12 protein-coding genes are annotated in these 16,625 nt (G+C 59.8%); 3 read left to right on the forward strand and 9 right to left on the reverse strand.

The annotated features are described in order from the left end of the window. The first annotated feature begins 105 nt into the window (after positions 1-105). From dnaN to gyrB, 3 genes are all read left to right on the forward strand, one after another. Positions 106-1,224 carry a DNA polymerase III subunit beta gene (dnaN, locus tag Q1A91_RS11355; protein WP_299876927.1) on the forward strand — a complete coding sequence of 373 codons (1,119 nt, stop codon included), beginning with the start codon at positions 106-108 and terminating at the stop codon, positions 1,222-1,224. A gap of 147 nt (positions 1,225-1,371) precedes the next feature. Beyond that, complete coding sequence (gene recF / locus Q1A91_RS11360; protein WP_299876930.1) at positions 1,372-2,469, forward strand: DNA replication/repair protein RecF; 1,098 nt, start codon at positions 1,372-1,374, stop codon at positions 2,467-2,469. Between the two features lie 93 nt (positions 2,470-2,562). Then, on the forward strand, positions 2,563-4,977 hold the full coding sequence (gene gyrB, locus Q1A91_RS11365; protein ID WP_299876933.1) for a DNA topoisomerase (ATP-hydrolyzing) subunit B: 2,415 nt from the start codon (positions 2,563-2,565) through the stop codon (positions 4,975-4,977). Positions 4,978-5,028: 51 nt separating this feature from the next. On the opposite strand, the gene Q1A91_RS11370 is transcribed toward gyrB, so the two are convergent. The 9 genes from Q1A91_RS11370 to Q1A91_RS11410 all read right to left on the reverse strand — a co-directional run bounded on the left by Q1A91_RS11370 (position 5,029) and on the right by Q1A91_RS11410 (position 16,484). Then, positions 5,029-5,595, reverse strand: coding sequence for a membrane integrity-associated transporter subunit PqiC (locus Q1A91_RS11370; RefSeq protein WP_299876936.1), 567 nt, complete (start codon positions 5,593-5,595; stop codon positions 5,029-5,031). Then, complete coding sequence (locus Q1A91_RS11375) at positions 5,596-7,680, reverse strand: MlaD family protein (protein ID WP_299876939.1); 2,085 nt, start codon at positions 7,678-7,680, stop codon at positions 5,596-5,598. After that, positions 7,677-8,330, reverse strand: a complete 654-nt coding sequence (locus tag Q1A91_RS11380) for a paraquat-inducible protein A (RefSeq protein WP_299876942.1) — start codon at positions 8,328-8,330, stop codon at positions 7,677-7,679. The genes Q1A91_RS11375 and Q1A91_RS11380 overlap by 4 nt, the downstream gene beginning before the upstream one ends. Beyond that, entirely contained in the window at positions 8,288-8,935 is a 648-nt protein-coding gene (locus tag Q1A91_RS11385; protein WP_299876946.1) for a paraquat-inducible protein A, read from the reverse strand. Before Q1A91_RS11385 ends, Q1A91_RS11380 begins: the two co-directional genes overlap by 43 nt. 56 nt (positions 8,936-8,991) lie before the next feature. Beyond that, positions 8,992-10,098, reverse strand: a complete 1,107-nt coding sequence (locus tag Q1A91_RS11390; RefSeq protein ID WP_299876949.1) for a CaiB/BaiF CoA-transferase family protein — start codon at positions 10,096-10,098, stop codon at positions 8,992-8,994. Beyond that, complete coding sequence (locus Q1A91_RS11395) at positions 10,095-11,066, reverse strand: C45 family peptidase (protein ID WP_299876952.1); 972 nt, start codon at positions 11,064-11,066, stop codon at positions 10,095-10,097. Before Q1A91_RS11395 ends, Q1A91_RS11390 begins: the two co-directional genes overlap by 4 nt. A 61-nt stretch (positions 11,067-11,127) precedes the next feature. Continuing rightward, the gene (locus Q1A91_RS11400; RefSeq protein WP_299876955.1) at positions 11,128-12,585 is read right to left on the reverse strand and encodes a biotin carboxylase; all 1,458 of its coding nucleotides are present in this window, start codon (positions 12,583-12,585) and stop codon (positions 11,128-11,130) included. Positions 12,586-12,602: 17 nt separating this feature from the next. Beyond that, entirely contained in the window at positions 12,603-15,332 is a 2,730-nt protein-coding gene (locus tag Q1A91_RS11405) for an aminotransferase class I/II-fold pyridoxal phosphate-dependent enzyme (protein WP_299876958.1), read from the reverse strand. Positions 15,333-15,407: 75 nt separating this feature from the next. Further along, entirely contained in the window at positions 15,408-16,484 is a 1,077-nt protein-coding gene (locus Q1A91_RS11410) for a carbon-nitrogen hydrolase family protein (protein WP_299876961.1), read from the reverse strand. Positions 16,485-16,625: the final 141 nt, after the last annotated feature.

The following is a 16,625-nucleotide window of genomic DNA, read 5'->3' on the forward strand; positions in this document are numbered from 1 at the left end:
GGGCGCTGCCCCCTCTTGCAATCGTAGGGACAAACCAACAAAAGTCTTGTGCATGAGGGCAGGTCGGGTAACGTGCCCATCCCACCCCTATCATGGAGAAGGCACATGAAAATCAGCATCGAACGCGCAGCCCTTCTCAAGGCGGTCAGTCAGGCCCAATCGGTGGTGGAGCGGCGCAACACCATTCCGATCCTTGCGAACGTGTTGATCGAAGCCGAAGGCAGCGATGTATCCTTCCGGGCAACCGATCTGGATATTGAAGTGGTCGACAAGGCGCCTGCAATGGTTGAACGCGCGGGTGCGACAACGGTTTCCGCGACCCTGCTGCATGAGATTGTGCGCAAACTGCCGGATGGGGCGCAGGTGGTGTTGAACGCCGATACCGCTGCGGGGCGGTTGACGGTCGAGGCGGGACGGTCGAACTTTTCCCTCGCCACCTTGCCACGTGAAGATTTCCCGGTGATGGCGTCGTCTGAATATGCCTCGAACTTCAGCGCACCCGCCCCGGTCTTGCGGCGGCTGTTTGATAAGTCGAAATTTGCAATCTCAACCGAAGAGACACGGTATTATCTGAACGGTGTCTACATGCATGTGTCGGAGGCCGAAGGCGGCAAGGTGCTGCGGTGTGTGGCAACTGATGGCCATCGGCTGGCGCGGATTGATGCGGACCTGCCTGAGGGGGCCGCAGACATGCCCGGTGTGATTGTTCCGCGCAAAACCGTTGGGGAACTGCGCAAACTCTTGGAAGATGACGAGATGAAGATCGCGGTCTCTGTGTCGGAGACGAAGGTGCGTTTTGCCACGCCGGATATCACGCTGACCTCCAAGGTGATTGACGGTACCTTCCCCGACTACACCCGCGTGATCCCGCAAGGGAATACCCGCAAGATGGAAGTCGATGCCGCCGATTTCGCTAAAGCTGTGGACCGGGTTGCGACCGTCAGTTCCGAACGCTCGCGCGCGGTGAAGCTGCAACTCGACGAGGATCGTCTGATCCTGTCGGTGAACGCACCAGATAGCGGTGCGGCGGAAGAAGAGCTGGCCGTGGCTTATGGCGACGACAAGCTGGAGATTGGTTTCAACGCGAAATATCTGCTGGAGATCGCCAGCCAGGTTGATCGGGAGAATGCAGTGTTCCTGTTCAACTCCTCTGGTGATCCGACGCTGATGCGTGAGGGGAATGATCAATCGGCGGTCTATGTCGTCATGCCGATGCGTGTCTGAAGGGATCGGAAATTTTCAAAATTTCCGCCCGTTTTCTTTCAAAGAAAACGACGTTCCCCGCTGGCGATGTGACCTAAACCCATCGCTGAGACCCCGGACTTTTCAGAAAGTCCGATCCGATTTTTTCGAAAAAATCGAACATCCGTGATGCCCGGTCTCTCCCTTTCCACCCTCACCCTGTCCCATTTCCGCTCGCACAAACGCGCGGTCATCGACTGTGATGCCCGGCCCATCGCCATATTTGGCCCCAATGGCGCGGGCAAAACCAACATCATCGAAGCGGTCTCGCTCCTCTCTCCCGGCCGGGGGCTGAGACGCTCCAGCGCACAGGACATGGCGCGGCGACCGGAGGCGCTGGGCTGGAAGATCACCGCGTTGCTGCACTCCCTGCATCAAACCTACGAAATTGACATCACTTCCGAACAAGGCGCTGCCCGTCAGGTGCGCATCGATGGCAAACCCGCCCCGCAGACCGCGTTGGGCCGCATCGCGCGGGTGTTGTGGTTGATCCCTGCAATGGATCGGCTGTGGATCGAAGGCGCCGAAGGGCGGCGGCGGTTTCTGGACCGGATGACGCTCAGCTTTGTGCCGGATCATGCGGAACACGCGCTGGCTTATGAAAAAGCCATGCGTGAACGCAATCGCCTGCTGAAAGACATGGTGCGTGAGCCCGCATGGTACGGCGCGCTGGAAGGGCAGATGGCCGAAGCGGGGGCTGCGCTTCACGCCAACCGCCTGACCGCCCTCAGCGCCATCGCAGGGGCGCAGGCACAGGCAGAAACGGCATTCCCTGCCGCAACGCTTGAACTGCAGTGTGAAATGCCAGCGGATGCGGAAGGGTTGCGCGCGGCATTGGCGGACAATCGGATGCGCGATCTTGCGGCCGGGCGTACCCTGATCGGTCCGCATCGCGCTGATCTCTTTGGTGTGTACGCAGACAAGGACGTTCCTGCCAGGGATTGCTCAACCGGAGAGCAGAAAGCGCTGCTTGTCTCTCTCATCCTCGCCAATGCCCGCGCGCTGGCGGCAGACTTCGGCGCGCCGCCGCTTCTGCTGCTGGATGAGGTGGCCGCGCATCTCGATGCGGATCGGCAAGCGGCACTTTACGACGAAATCACCGCCCTTGGCGCACAGGCCTGGATGACTGGCACCGGCCCCGAAATGTTCGCCGTTCTGGGCGATCGCGCACAGCGGCTGGAGGTCACCGAGGCGGGTGGAGAATCACAGGTCACCCAGATCGCCTAACCCGCTGGGCCAAGGCACAAAATCTTGTGTCAAATGCGTGACAACGCACGGTAAAAAGACTATATTTCGGGCAAAAGAACAAGGTTTATCCACATGTCCGAAAACGAGCAGAAGCCCGAAGAATACGGTGCTGATTCTATCAAGGTTCTCAAGGGGTTGGAGGCGGTTCGCAAACGCCCCGGCATGTACATCGGTGACACCGACGATGGCTCGGGTCTGCACCACATGGTCTATGAGGTTGTCGACAACGGTATTGATGAGGCTCTGGCCGGTCACGCCGACGCCGTGAACGTCACAATCCACGAAGATCACTCCATTTCCGTGAGCGATAACGGCCGTGGCATTCCCGTGGGTATCCATGAGGAAGAGGGCGTATCGGCCGCCGAGGTCATCATGACCCAACTGCACGCGGGCGGTAAATTCGACAGCAATTCCTACAAGGTCTCGGGCGGTCTGCACGGCGTGGGCGTATCGGTTGTGAACGCGCTTTCCGACTGGCTGGAACTGCGCATCTGGCGCGAAGGCAAGGAACACGTCGCCCGGTTTGAGGGCGGTTTTACCACCAAACACCTCGAAGTCGTTGGCGACACGGACCGCACCGGCACCGAAGTGCGCTTCATGGCCTCCACCGATACTTTCTCCAACCTCGAATATTCTTTCGAGACGCTGGAGAAACGCCTGCGCGAACTGGCGTTCCTGAACTCAGGCGTGCGGATCATCCTGACCGACCAACGCCCGGTGGAACATCTGCGCACCGAACTCTTCTACGAAGGCGGGGTGAAGGAATTCGTCAAATACCTCGACCGGCACAAATCCTCCGTCATGCCTGAGCCGATTTTTGTGCAGGGCGAAAAGGACGACATCGGCGTCGAAGTGGCGATGTGGTGGAACGACAGCTATCACGAGAACGTCCTGCCCTTCACCAACAACATCCCCCAACGCGACGGCGGCACCCATATGGCGGGCTTTCGCGGCGCGCTGACCCGGACCATCAACAACTACGCGCAGACCAGCGGGATTGCGAAGAAGGAAAAGGTGACGTTTACCGGTGACGACGCCCGCGAGGGTCTGACATGCGTGCTGTCCGTGAAAGTGCCCGATCCGAAGTTCTCCTCCCAGACCAAGGACAAACTGGTCTCCTCCGAGGTACGCCCCGCCGTTGAAGGCCTGATGAACGAGAAACTCGCCGAGTGGTTCGAGGAAAATCCGACCGAGGCGCGGATCGTGGTGAGCAAGATCATCGAAGCCGCCCACGCCCGCGAAGCGGCGCGCAAGGCGCGCGATCTGACGCGGCGCAAAACGGCAATGGATGTGAACTTCCTTGCCGGCAAGCTCAAGGATTGCTCTGAAAAAGACCCGTCCAAAACCGAAGTCTTTCTGGTGGAGGGGGATTCAGCGGGTGGTTCCGCCCAGACAGGTCGTGACCGTCAGACGCAAGCGATCCTGCCGCTCAAAGGTAAGATCCTCAACGTCGAACGCGCGCGCTTTGACCGGATGCTGGGTTCTCAGGAAATCGGCAACCTTGTCATGGCACTGGGCACCGGGATCGGGCGCGACGAATTCAACATCGAAAAACTCCGCTACCACAAGATCGTCATCATGACCGACGCGGACGTGGATGGCGCGCACATCCGGACGCTCTTGCTGACGTTCTTCTACCGTCAAATGCCCCAGCTTATTGAGCACGGCCATCTCTACATCGCGCAGCCGCCGCTTTACAAAGTGTCGCGCGGCAAGTCCGAGGTGTACCTCAAAGACCAGGCCGCGATGGAGGAGTATCTGATCAATCAGGGCATCGACGGCGCAATTCTGCGCCAGGGCAATGGTGAAGAAATCAGCGGCCAGGACCTTGTGCGCGTCGTTGAACATGCCCGGCAGATGCGCCGCGTGCTGGACGCCTTTCCGACGCTCTACCCACGTCACATCCTCGAACAAGCCGCCATCGCGGGTGCGTTCGTGGCTGGCGCGGTGGACCGTGACTTGCAGGGTGTGGCCGACAAGGTTGCCAAGCGGCTCGACCTGATTGCGCTTGAATACGAACGCGGCTGGCAGGGACGGATCACGCAGGACCACGGCATCAAGCTGGCCCGTATCCTGCGGGGTGTGGAAGAAGTGCGCACGCTGGATGGCAAGATGCTCCGCTCCGGCGAAGCGAAGAAATCCGGCACTTTCACCGAGCATCTGCAAGACGTCTATGGCCTGCCCGCGACGCTGGTGCGCAAGGACCGCTCGCAATTGATCCACGGACCGATAGACCTGCTGGACGCCATTTTGGCCGAAGGGGAAAAGGGCCTGTCGCTTCAGCGTTACAAGGGTCTGGGTGAGATGAACCCCGATCAGCTGTGGGAAACCACGCTGGACCCAGACGCGCGCACGCTGTTGCAGGTCAAGGTGGAGGATATGGCGGAGGCGGATGACCTCTTTACCAAGCTTATGGGCGATGTGGTTGAGCCGCGCCGCGAGTTTATTCAGCAAAACGCGCTGAGTGTGGAGAATCTGGATTTCTAGGGAATGTGCGGTGGTCCGGTTGGATCACCGCACTCCTGCCGGACGGGGTGCCTACCGCAGCCCTTCGCGCGCAATGAAGCGCGACAGATCAAGGATCAGCTGACCGCGCGCGGCTGCAATGGCGTTTGGCCCACCTGCGGGGTCAAATGGAACCTCCAGATCAAACAACCCGGACCGCTCCCGCCGCCCGTCTTCGACGGCCACGAAGTACTGCCCTGATGCGCGAAAGACGCCGCTGTCGCGGGCAACCAACTCTGAAAACCGCACGTCGAGCCGGGCATCGGGGAACGCCTCAAACGGCCAAGGTTCCGATGCAACACGGCGGTCCGTCAATCGTGCGAGGTTCTGGCTTAACTCCAGTGCGACCGCACGTTCCGGCGCGTCTGCCCAAAGCACGCCTGATGAGCTGACAAGCGTGCCATCTGCCGACTGGATCGAAATCTCATCCGCCGCAGCATAGCTGGGCAGGGAGACGTCGCGCACTTCAACAGAGCCAAAACTGATCCGTTGCTTTTCGGTGATCGCGGGCGCGCTGACAGCAAATCGTTCCGGTGATCCACATGCAGCCAGAAGCAGGCCAAGGCCAAGAAGCAGAGCAGGTGTCCGTGTCATCATCATCTATCGTCCCAGCAAAAGCGAATTGGGGTTACGTTCAATTGTTCGCGCAAGGGAGGCCAGTGCATCAGCCGCTTTTTGAATGTCCCGCAGGGTATCCTGCGCGGTTCGGCTTAACTCGTCACCCTTGTTGTAGCCTTCGATGGTGCGGCTCGCCTGCGAAAAGAGCTGGGTCAGCCGGTCCACGATCTGCGGCAGATCCTTGGATGACAAAGCGATACTGTCAGCCGCATTGCGGGCCGATACGAGCGTCTGGTTCACGTTCTCAATCGCGCCGCCCTCGCGCAGTTCCTGAAGGGTGTAGTTCACCTCATCCAATGCGCGTTTCAGCGAACCGGGCAAGGCGGCCGCTTCGGGCGCGCCCACCACCGCATCCGCAGAACGTGTCAGATCGGTAAGCTCCGCCAGCAGTTCATCAAACGCCAGGGCTTCTGCCTTGGAGGCGAGGCCCTGGATCTGCTCAATCAACTGCGGGACACCCGCCACGGACGAGTTCACCGATTCCGCGGCCTCGGCTGCGCTGTCGACCGCCGCCAGAAGCCTGTCTGCGATCTGGTTCTCTTCCAGTTCGGTCACCAGCCCTTCGACCCGCTCCAACGTGTTGTTCAGGGCAACGGGAATGTTCTGCATGTCTTCAGAGGATACCAAGCCCTGCAACTCTCCCAGAAGCAGCCGCAAATCCTGCGGCGTTTCACGCAGGTCTTCGTCAGATACAAAGGCCTCGGCGCTATCAAGGAAATTGATGGCACTGTTGAGAAGCTCTTCGATTGGCAAGTTGTTGATCCGGGTAAAGACCCCTTCAACGGTTGCTGCTGCGTCAGAGGTTTCGCTGCGGGTTGTGGGAAAGATCGGTGGGCCGCCATCCATGCTTTGCAGACGTCCGGGCGGGGCATCTTCGACCACAAGGAGTTCGACCTTCAGCCCGCCCGTCAGCAGACTGGCCGATGCGAGCCGCGCCCGCAGGCCGTTTTCGACGCGCTCTTGCAGGAACGCCAGCGCGGCCTCCGCATCCACATCATCCGCCAAGCCAAGGCGCGCGGGCTGGATCGACAGGTTCACATTCAGACGCACGCGGCTGTCCCCGAACTGATCGGAATCAACAATGCCCGACAGCGCTTCCACCTCACCGATCTTGAGGCCGCTCAATTCAACCGGGGCACCCACGATCAGGCCGGAAATGTTGTCGTCAAAGATCACCGACAGCTTCAGTGGTTCCACTTCCGACGCATTGAACAGCGAATTGCGGGCGGATTCCTTGTCGGGGTAAATCTCAAAAACAGTGCCATCGGGAACCGGGCGTCCCCCGGAAATGAATGTGTCAAACGTGATCCCGCCACCGACAAGCGTCGCAAGAGAGGAGAAATCGATTTCGGCACCCGCAGGCCCGATGTTCACGCTGAACCCGGACGCATCCCAGAAGCGGGTGCTTTCATTGACCAGTGTCCGGTGCTCATCAAAAATCAGTGCTTCAACGATGGCGAAATTACCACGGGGCGGAATGCTGGCGCGGCCCACCCGACCCACTTCGATCCCTTTGTACAGGATCGGCGCATTGTCTGTCAGTTGGCCGTTGGCGACCGTACGGAAGGCAATCTCAAGGCCGCCCTGGCCCGGCCGGATCAATGGTGTGTCAGACGCCCCCTGAAAGCGCGTCGCAGGTGAGCCTATCTGATCGTCCCAGGACCCTTCGATGTAGACACCGCTCAAGACCGTCGACAGGCCCGTTATGCCCTGGGCGCTGACTTCCGGCTCAACCACCCAGAAAACGGCGGATGTATCGACAAACGGGGCAACTTCCTTGTCCAATCGGATTTCCGCCGTGACCTTTCCCAGATTTTGGGTGAAGCCCACTTTCTCCACCGTACCGACAGTTACATCACGGTAGCGCAGTTCGGTCTCTCCTGCGGTGATGCCTGCGCCCTTTTCGAACTCAACGACAATCAAGGGGCCCCGGTCGTTGAAGTTCTGCCAGGCAACAAAAAGCGCCGCGACAAGTGCCAGCAGGGGCACCAGCCAGATGATGGCGGCACCACTCAGAAAGGCCTTGCGAACAGGCGAAACAGACACCTTTGGCAGGTCGTCGTTCATGTTTTCTCAGGCCCCCGCCCCTCGCGCTTGTCCCAGATCAACCGGGGGTCAAACGCCTGTGCCGACAACATCGTAAAGATCACCGACAGCGCGAAGAAAATGGCAGCCGCGCCGGGATTGATCGTTGCCAGTGTCCTGAGTTGCACCAGCGACGACAAAATCGCAACAACAAAGATGTCGATCATTGACCAGCGCCCGATGTATTCAACCACTTCGAACATGATCAGGCGCCGTTTGTTCGACAGGTTGCTGGTATGGCGCACGCTGATCGCCAGCAGCGCCACGGCCCAGAATTTACCCAGCGGGATCACCACCGAAGCGAACAGAATGATCGCGGCAATGCCGAAGTTGCCATGATGTGCCAGCTCGACCGCGCCACCGATGATGGTGCTCTCGTCGTACTGAAACAGCGTCTTGGTCTTGAGCATCGGATAAATGTTCGCCGGGATGTAGCAGAGCACGCCCAGCACCCAATAGGCCCAGACCCTTTGCAGGCTCAGCAGATCGCGCGAATCCAGCTTGTGACCACAGCGCCCGCAGACCTGCGTGCCCATGGGCCAGGCCTTGGTGCAGCGGGTGCAGGCAACGATGCCCTTTTCCCGCGCGCTCAGGATTTCTTTGGATGTTCCAGTGAGTTCCATACTGACCATTTACACATATAACTGTCCTGCGCCACGACCAGCACGACCAGCGCGCCGAACATCCAGAACGCCGGTCCGAAACCCACCTGCGCCAGATCGGCCACTTTCACCAGTGCAACCGCACAGCCGATGGCGAAAATCTCCGCCATCGACCAGGGGCGCAGGGCCTCTGACAGGCGGAAAGCAGGGATGGCATGGCGCGCGGGCGGGCGGTCCAGCACCACGGGGACCAACACATAGATGGTCAGGATCACCCGCAGCATCGGGATAAAGATGATCAGGGCTGCCGTGACAAGCGCGAGGAAGATCATTGGCCCGCCTGAGAACGCCAGTGCGGCGTCAAGGATCGAAACGGCGTTCTTGTTACCCGCTGCGTCGATTGTCAGGAACGGCAACACCGCAGCACCCATGATCAGGACCAGCACCGCCACAGCCACAGCGATGATCCGCAGCCCCGCGTTACGCCGTGGGGCGATCAGGGTCTTATGGCACCGCTGGCACACCGCGCGCTCGCCATTCTTCGGGCGCTCAAGCTGATAGGCCGCGTCGCAACGCGGGCAGATGATCAGGTGATCGAGGCCAGAGGCCAGTCTATCGGGCGGAAAATCTCGCATTCCCTCATAAATAGACGAAACCGTGCGGGAAGGCATCCCCTTGGATATGAGTGTGATCAGGTGTCTAACGCAGCGATTTCGGCGTCTGACAGGCCTGCGGCACGCAAAATCTCCGCGGTGTCTGCGCCTTTTGCACGGGTGGGTTGCAGGGCTGCGGCGGGGGTGCGGGAAAAGCGGGGGGCAGGGGCCGATTGCACCACGTCTGCCGGGTTTTGCAACGTGCCACGCGCGGCCATATGCGGATGGGTCGCTGCTTCGGCAAAGCTCAGCACGGGGGCCACGCAGGCGTCCGACCCTTCGAAGTGAGCAGCCCAGTCATCCCGCGTCCGGCTGGCAAAAACCCGCTCAAATTCCGCGATGCGCGCGGGCCATGTCTGCGGATCATGCTGATCGGCGCGGTAGTCATCGGGCAGATCCAGCTTCTCCAGCAGCAGCGCATAGAACTGCGGTTCCAACGCGCCGACAGCGATGAATTTGCCATCCGCGCAGGTGTAGCAGCGATAGAAGGGGGACGCGCCGTCCAGCCAATTGCTTGCCCGCGTCTGGCGCCAGTCGCCCCGCGCCAGCATCCCATGGATCAGGCCCATCATCGCAGGCACACCATCCACCATCGCGGCGTCCACCACTTGGCCTTTGCCGGACACGCCCCGCTCAAACACCGCCGCCAATATCCCAAACAGCAGAAACATCGTACCCCCGCCGTAATCCGCGACAAGGTTCAGCGGCGGCAGAGGCGGTTGATCCCCCGCGCCCATCGCATGCAGCGCACCGGTCAGTGCCAGATAATTGATGTCATGTCCTGCCGTATGGGACCATGGCCCCTCCTGCCCCCAGCCGGTCATCCGGGCGTAGATCAGCCTTTCAGGGCAGGTATCGGGTCCCAACCCCAGCCGCTCCATCACGCCGGGCCGGAAGCCTTCGATCAGCACGTCGCTGGTGGCAATCACCTTGCGTGCGGCGTGCAATCCAGCCTCGGATTTCAGGTTCAAAACGATGGAGCGTTTGCCCCGCCCATTCACATCCGTCTTGTCCGCTGGTCCCGCTTTGCGGTCGATCACCACCACTTCCGCGCCCAGATCGGCCAACAATTGCCCGGCCAATGGCGCAGGGCCCAATCCGGCAAATTCCACCACTTTCAGGCTGCTCAACGGTCCCTTGCTCATGCGGCCCCCGGCACCAGCACTTCACGTGCGCCTTCAACGAAATTGTCGATGGACAGCGGCCAGATGGTCCCCGGCCACCGCAGCTCCATCTCGCGCTTTCGGGGTCGATAGACAGCGGTGTAAAGCGTTCCAAACCCTTGGGAAAACGCGGTGGAGTAGAGCGGGGGCTTCAGGAAGGCGTTGATGAATTTCTCCTCCGGGTCGCGGTGCAGGCGCAGGCGTTGCAGCAGATAGCGTTCGCGCTCAACCGTGGCCGTGAAGCGCGCGTGGCTGACCCATTCGACGTTTTCCTGATGGTTCGTGGCGACGGCGGCATGGGTGATCTGCGTTGTGCGGTCCGGCCCCATCATCGCCGTGGCATAGCTGCGTTTGCGGTCGAGCACGGTGACGTTATAGCTCATATGCGTCGGCACACGCGCCAGCACGGCGGTGGCTTGGTCCACCGTTTCACAGGTTTGCAGGACATAGCGCAGGATCAGCGGCACGCCGAACCCCTGCCCCACCACACGCCGCCCGCCAAAGGTGAGCGAGATCGCAAGGCCCGCGTCGTTCACCCCGTCCACCAAGCCCCAAAGGCCGTCAGAGGTGCCCAACACCTGCCGCCCTTGCCAGCCGGTGTGCAGCACGAGTTGGTCAAAAGCGTTTGGGTTGTAGTCATAGTTGCGTACCATGACGGGTTCCTTGCCGGCCCAGATCGCCTGGCTACAGCCTGAAAGATAGGGAGGCGGGTTGTAGAAACTGAGGAACCGTGCCGCCAGATCGCCACCCCCTGCAAGGGCGCAGAGTTCTTCGTAGAGCGGGAGCAGTTCGGGCATGTGGTCTTTGAGCGCACGCAGACCCTGGGCATAGGTCGGGCGCGCGGCCTCGCCTTCCTTGAGCCACCATATGCGGTAGTCAGGCCAGTATTCAGCGAAAAGCCCGGCCCATTTCGGTCCGGGCGTCTCTTCTTGGAGGGCGCGCCAGTACATGTCGTTGCTTATCGCCTAAAGTTTCCATCCGCACAACGCGCGCCGGGCTGGAGTTCAAGAACTACAGGATCTTGAACGCCGGATCCGCCAATTCAGGTCCCGCCGTCGCTGTTGGCAACGGCTGACCTTCCACCGCTTGCTTGATCCCATGGATCCACTTCTGCGCCCGGTCGTTCAGCTTGAACCCTTTGGTCATTGACCGCCCGCGTGTTACCAGAATGCCAATGTCGGCCCCTTCATACCGGTAATCCCCCGGCTGAAGGATGCGCAGGAAGAACGCTTCGTTCTCGCTCTCTACCGCGCGGCGGTGATAGTCGAACCGGTCATAGACAACCGAGCCATCCTCCAGCATCCGATAGATGCCCGTCTCAGGACAGTTCGTACAGATATCGACGCTGTCGTCGGTATGTTTGATCACCATCTGGCTCCAGCTGTCGATGTTGGCAGGGTCCGCCCAGCGCGCGTTCAGCTCATCCACATCCAGATCGAACTTCTTCTTGGAAAACTCCAGCAAGTGGAACAGGAACAAGGGCGCATCCGCATGGGCGAACGCCGCGTGGTTGGTCATCGAAGACGCGCCCGTGATGCGCGGGTTCAATTCCCCCAGCCACAGATCACCCGTCTTTTTGTCGATCAGGAAATCCAGCTCAAAATACCCACGATATCCCTCCTTGCGCAGCTGTTCGCCAAATTGGAACGTCAGATCACGCGCCTTTTGGCGGACCTTGGGCGGGAAGGCCGTGGCAAGGATCTCATTCCCGCACCAACCGCCGCGATAGGGGGTCAATTCTTTGAAGCCCACCAGTTCGGTCATCAAAGGCCCGACAATCGTCCCTTCCTTGGTGGCACAGGCTTCAATCGCCGCACCCCGGCAATTGATGCGCTTCATGATCTTGATCTCACCCTCACCGACGATCTCGCTCTCGTGGCGGCGGAAGTCGGCTTCGTTCTTGATGAAGAACGTGGTGTGGCCGCTATCGCCAAAGGCAGATTGCAGCACCAGATCATGGCCCAGATCGTTCTTCTCACAGACCTTTCGCAGGTGGTCGTAGTCCTTGACCACTGACAGCGCATTCGGCACCGATGGGACGCCAGCCTTGTTGCCGATGCGCACGGTTTCGATCTTGTTGTCCATTGCCGTGCGCAGCTTCGCCTTGGGGAACCACACGCTCGCGCCCAATTCCTTGGACAACCGTTCGGTCTCCTCATCGAACATTAGGAAGACAAACTTCGGCTTGCCCCCGCGCCGCTTGATGAAGTCGATGACTTCCTTATGCTGCAACAGGTAGTTGTTGATGTCCTCGATGGACTGGAATTCGGCATGGGGCTGTTCAGAGGGGCAGAACACGTTCGGGTGCTTGCCGCCGTAGCAGTCAATGTAGCAGATATACTTGAAATTCTTCACCCATTCATCCAGCCCCAACAGGTTAAAATTGGTGGCAGAGATGAAATAGACCGGGTCTTCGTTTCGATGAAAGAACCGGCGGATTTCCGAGATATTCTTGAGAATTGTAGCCATGGTCGTGGTCCTTCCTGTTAGGTCTTTTCTTTGGTCTTGTCGGCAATGACCCTATCAAGGGCCTCTTGCGTGAACACCCGCAACCCCAGATCGGGGCGGTAGCCGTGGATTTCGCTGACATCCAGCGCGCGCATGAACTCGAGGATTTCGGTACTGATCACCTGCCCCGGCACCAGGATCGGAAAGCCGGGAGGGTAAGGGATGATGAAGCTGGCCGAGACCAGCGTTTCCCCGGCATCCATCGCGTCTTTCAGCGATCCGTTCAATTCCAGATAGTCGCAATTGTCGTCGTCATAGCTGAGGTAATAGGCCGTGCGAATGTCACCGTCGGGCGTATCATGCGCTTTGAACGCATCGTGGAAGCGGCTGAAATCAGGCAACGGCGGGTAGTTTTCCATCAGGTTGGTGACGCGCTTTTCAAACCCCAGACGCTCCATCCGGCTGGCATCGTCAAGGCGTTCGTCCAACGATTTGGCGATCTCCACCAGCACTTCGATCAGATAGGCAACCGAAGACCGCGTGGTGCCGATGTTTGTCATGAACAGCACCGTATTGCGGGAGGTCTTGTTGATCTGGATGCCGTATTTATCCATCAGGATTTCGGTCTTGAACGTATCGCCATCCCAACCCGTGCCACCCACCGACAAGGTCACACGCGTGGGGTCGAGCGCGAATTCATCCTGCTCATAACAGTCCCACATGTCCGTCCAGCCCTGTTCGGTGTCGTAGTAGCTGGTCAGCCCGCTTTCGCGGTGTTCTTCGGGAATCATGTCGCCTGCGGTCAGCACCTTGAAATACTTCTGCAACAGCGGATGATCCGAAATCGCACGCCGCATCGACATCGCGGCTTCAACCTGCCGCTGGACAAATTCGAACCCTTCCAATTCGACTTGCCTGCGGCCGACATCCAATGATGCGATGATCTGGTAATTGGGCGAGGTGGAGGTGTGGGTCATATAGGCTTCGTGAAAGCTCTGCTCGACCTCACCTTTGAAATCCTGATCATGCACGTGGATCATCGACCCCTGCCGCAATGACGTCAGCGTTTTATGCGTGGATTGCGTGCCGTAGACCCGCACGCGCGCCGATGGCGGTGGGATCAGGCGGGTGTTCAGCAACGTCTCTTCATCCGCGTCCTTGAGCAGGCTTTGCTGGGCATCGTACATCCGCGCGTGGGGTTCTGACTTCAGGCGCGCCCGCAACACATTGGCCGCGTTCATCGCGGTACGCTGGCGGTAGGTGGGGCTGAAGCGGGCAAAGGCAAACCATGCTTCATCCCACAGGAAGATCAGATCAGGCTTGATGGCCAGGCATTCCTCCATCACCCGTTCGACGTTGTAGACGAGGCCATCGAAGGTGCAGTTGGTCAGCAAAAGCATCCGCACCTGATCCAGCTTGCCCGCCGCTTTCAGATCCAGCAGTTGTTTCTTGATCTCCCGCAGGGGCACGGCACCATACATCGAATATTCATTCAGCGGATAGCTGTCGAGGTAGCTGACCTGTGCGCCCGCCAGCACCATGCCGTAGTGATGCGATTTGTGGCAATCGCGGTCGACCAGCACGATGTCACCGGGTTTGATCAGCGCCTGCACCACGATCTTGTTACAGGTCGATGTGCCGTTGGTCGCGAAGAAGGTTTGCTTCGCCCCGAAGGCACGTGCAGCAAGTTCCTGCGCCTCTTTGATCGGGCCATGAGGTTCCAACAAACTGTCGAGGCCGCCCGACGTGGCAGAGGTTTCTGCAAGGAATATGTTCGGGCCATAAAACGCGCCCATGTCCTGAATCCAATGCGAGCGGGAGATGGATTTGCCCCGGCTGATCGGCATCGCGTGGAAGACGCCCGTGGGCTGTTTGGAGTATTCGACCAGCGCGTTGAAAAACGGCGTTTTATTGCGCGCCTGTACGCCGCGCAGGATGTTGAGGTGCAACTCAAGAAAGTCTTCCTGATTGTAGAAAACCCTCCGGCAGATCCCCAGATCATGGCCTGCGATGTCCTCAACCGACCGTTCAGTGATCAGATAGGCGTCCAGTTCCGGGCGGACCTTGGCAACCATCCGGCACAGTTCAGGCCCATAGGTTTCTGGAGAGAGGGCGTCGATCTCATCCCGACCGCCGGCGCGCGCCAGATAGCGCGTCAGGATGTCCTGATCGGTTTTGGACTTCAGCGTCAGGCCAGGGCGCACAACGATGGCCTGAATGTTGTGGTTGAACAGCACCGCGATCAGCGCGTCTTCTATGCTGGGTACGACGACGGGTTCATAGACAAACGGATCTTCGGACCGCCGCATACGGGTCATGTTGGTGCGCAGCCAGCGGTCTTGCTGTTCGTTGACATTGTCGACGATCAGCACTTCGAAGTACGGCTTGGACAATGCCCGCGCTTCGGGGGACAGCATCGCCTCATCGTCTTCTTCATGGTCGATACTGTCGCGTTCCAGCGGGATGTGGCGGCGGCGGTAGGCCCCTGTGGTCAGCGCGCGCGTGACGCGGCCCACGGCAAAGGCCAGATCCTCAAAGCTGCCGTGGTCCATCTGGCGGCGCATGTGGTCAAAGGCTGCCATGCCGGGGAAGGCCCAATAGGGTTCAATGATCGACAGCGATTGCAGCAGGGCATCGATCTTCTTGATCAGCGCTTTCTGTTCGCGGGCAACAGGATCGCGGTTCAGGGCGGCAGTGGCTTCGCGCAGGGCACTCCATCTGTCAGACCGCAATTGGATCGCTGACGAATATTCGTTCATGGAATGCATTGTGTTCCTCCGTTGGGCGGTGTCACGTCTGCATTCCGGTAGGGGCCAGCTCGGCCTCTTGAGGTCTGCAGGGCGTTAACCGCTGGATGGGTTTTTTGTTCCGGTCAGAACGCCGGGTTTGGGGGGCATTGGTGTCGCACCCCCTGCGGCGGTTCCTGCGGTCGGGTTTGGCATCGGTTCAGGCGGGAAGCCGCCCGGTGTATGGGACATGGCAGGATGTTCTTCCTGCCCTTTGAAAGTGGGTGCATCCGGCACGCGCTGGGCGGGGACATCGACATGCAAACCGGCACGTGTGCCCTGCTGGGGGATTTCGAGCGGGCCGAGGGTGTGCAGATAGGCATCCGTACCGCTGGCACGGTCATAGACAGGGAAATCGGTGGAACGGTCGCGGAAGGATTTCAGCACCTGCCCGAGACCTTTCATGCCTGTCTCCCGCTGACGGCGGACGACGGAAAGGTCCACTTCGATGGGGAACATGTCCTCCTGCCCTGCGGATTGGTGCAGCACCATCGAGGTGGGATCAACGACGCAGGACTTGCCCACACCGCCCGCACCCAGACCGTTGACGTCAAAGATGTAGCACTGGAATTGCGCGGCGGTTGCGCGGGCAATGGCCAGTTCCGCATCGCGGTCAGTGGTGCCTGTGAGAACGGGATGCAGCAGCACCTCCACCCCTTGGCTGGTCAGCTGCCGCGTGGTTTCGGGGAACCACATGTCATAGCAGATCGACAGGCCAAAGCGGCCCACATCCGGCACGTCAAAGACGCAGAATTCCGTACCTGCGGCGATCCCGGTTTCATAGGGCCGGAAGGGGAACATCTTGGCATAGCGGCGGATCACTTCCCCTTCGGGGTTGATCACGATGGCGGTGTTGTAGACGCGGCCATCCTGCGGGTCTTTGAGGAACATCGAACCGGGGATCAGCCAGACGCGGTGCTTGGCGGCGGCAGCCTGAAACTTCTCAATCGCTTCATTTTCCGGCGGCAGGGCAAAACGATCCAGCGGACCGTAGGCCGCCAGTTCAGAGAACAGCACCATCTGGGTCCAGGGAAACCGCGCCATCAGGATATCAAGTCGCTGGATCATACCATCGACGTTGGGTTGCAGGGCATTGACGTACATCTGCACGCCGGCAATCGCAAAAGGGGTCATCACAGGTCACTCCAGACAGAGCGCATGGGGCGACGGCCGCCCAGCGCACAAATTTGAGCGTTCCCTACGCCTTTGGCACCGGAAGGGGAACCGGTGTTTAAGGTCGCGACGTACCGTCGATATGCCATCTGACGAAAGATG

The sequence above is a fragment of the uncultured Sulfitobacter sp. genome (assembly GCF_947500075.1).
In the GTDB taxonomy this organism is placed as follows: Bacteria; Pseudomonadota; Alphaproteobacteria; order Rhodobacterales; family Rhodobacteraceae; genus Sulfitobacter.

What these genes read in the sequence shown, in the direction of transcription:
- dnaN (WP_299876927.1), top strand. Translation starts at nt 106, where the DNA reads ATGAAAATCAGCATCGAACGCGCAGCCCTTCTCAAGGCGGTCAGTCAG.
- recF (WP_299876930.1), top strand. Translation starts at nt 1,372, where the DNA reads ATGCCCGGTCTCTCCCTTTCCACCCTCACCCTGTCCCATTTCCGCTCG.
- gyrB (WP_299876933.1), top strand. Translation starts at nt 2,563, where the DNA reads ATGTCCGAAAACGAGCAGAAGCCCGAAGAATACGGTGCTGATTCTATC.
- Q1A91_RS11370 (WP_299876936.1), bottom strand. Translation starts at nt 5,595, where the DNA reads ATGATGATGACACGGACACCTGCTCTGCTTCTTGGCCTTGGCCTGCTT.
- Q1A91_RS11375 (WP_299876939.1), bottom strand. Translation starts at nt 7,680, where the DNA reads ATGAACGACGACCTGCCAAAGGTGTCTGTTTCGCCTGTTCGCAAGGCC.
- Q1A91_RS11380 (WP_299876942.1), bottom strand. Translation starts at nt 8,330, where the DNA reads ATGGTCAGTATGGAACTCACTGGAACATCCAAAGAAATCCTGAGCGCG.
- Q1A91_RS11385 (WP_299876946.1), bottom strand. Translation starts at nt 8,935, where the DNA reads ATGCGAGATTTTCCGCCCGATAGACTGGCCTCTGGCCTCGATCACCTG.
- Q1A91_RS11390 (WP_299876949.1), bottom strand. Translation starts at nt 10,098, where the DNA reads ATGAGCAAGGGACCGTTGAGCAGCCTGAAAGTGGTGGAATTTGCCGGA.
- Q1A91_RS11395 (WP_299876952.1), bottom strand. Translation starts at nt 11,066, where the DNA reads ATGTACTGGCGCGCCCTCCAAGAAGAGACGCCCGGACCGAAATGGGCC.
- Q1A91_RS11400 (WP_299876955.1), bottom strand. Translation starts at nt 12,585, where the DNA reads ATGGCTACAATTCTCAAGAATATCTCGGAAATCCGCCGGTTCTTTCAT.
- Q1A91_RS11405 (WP_299876958.1), bottom strand. Translation starts at nt 15,332, where the DNA reads ATGCATTCCATGAACGAATATTCGTCAGCGATCCAATTGCGGTCTGAC.
- Q1A91_RS11410 (WP_299876961.1), bottom strand. Translation starts at nt 16,484, where the DNA reads ATGACCCCTTTTGCGATTGCCGGCGTGCAGATGTACGTCAATGCCCTG.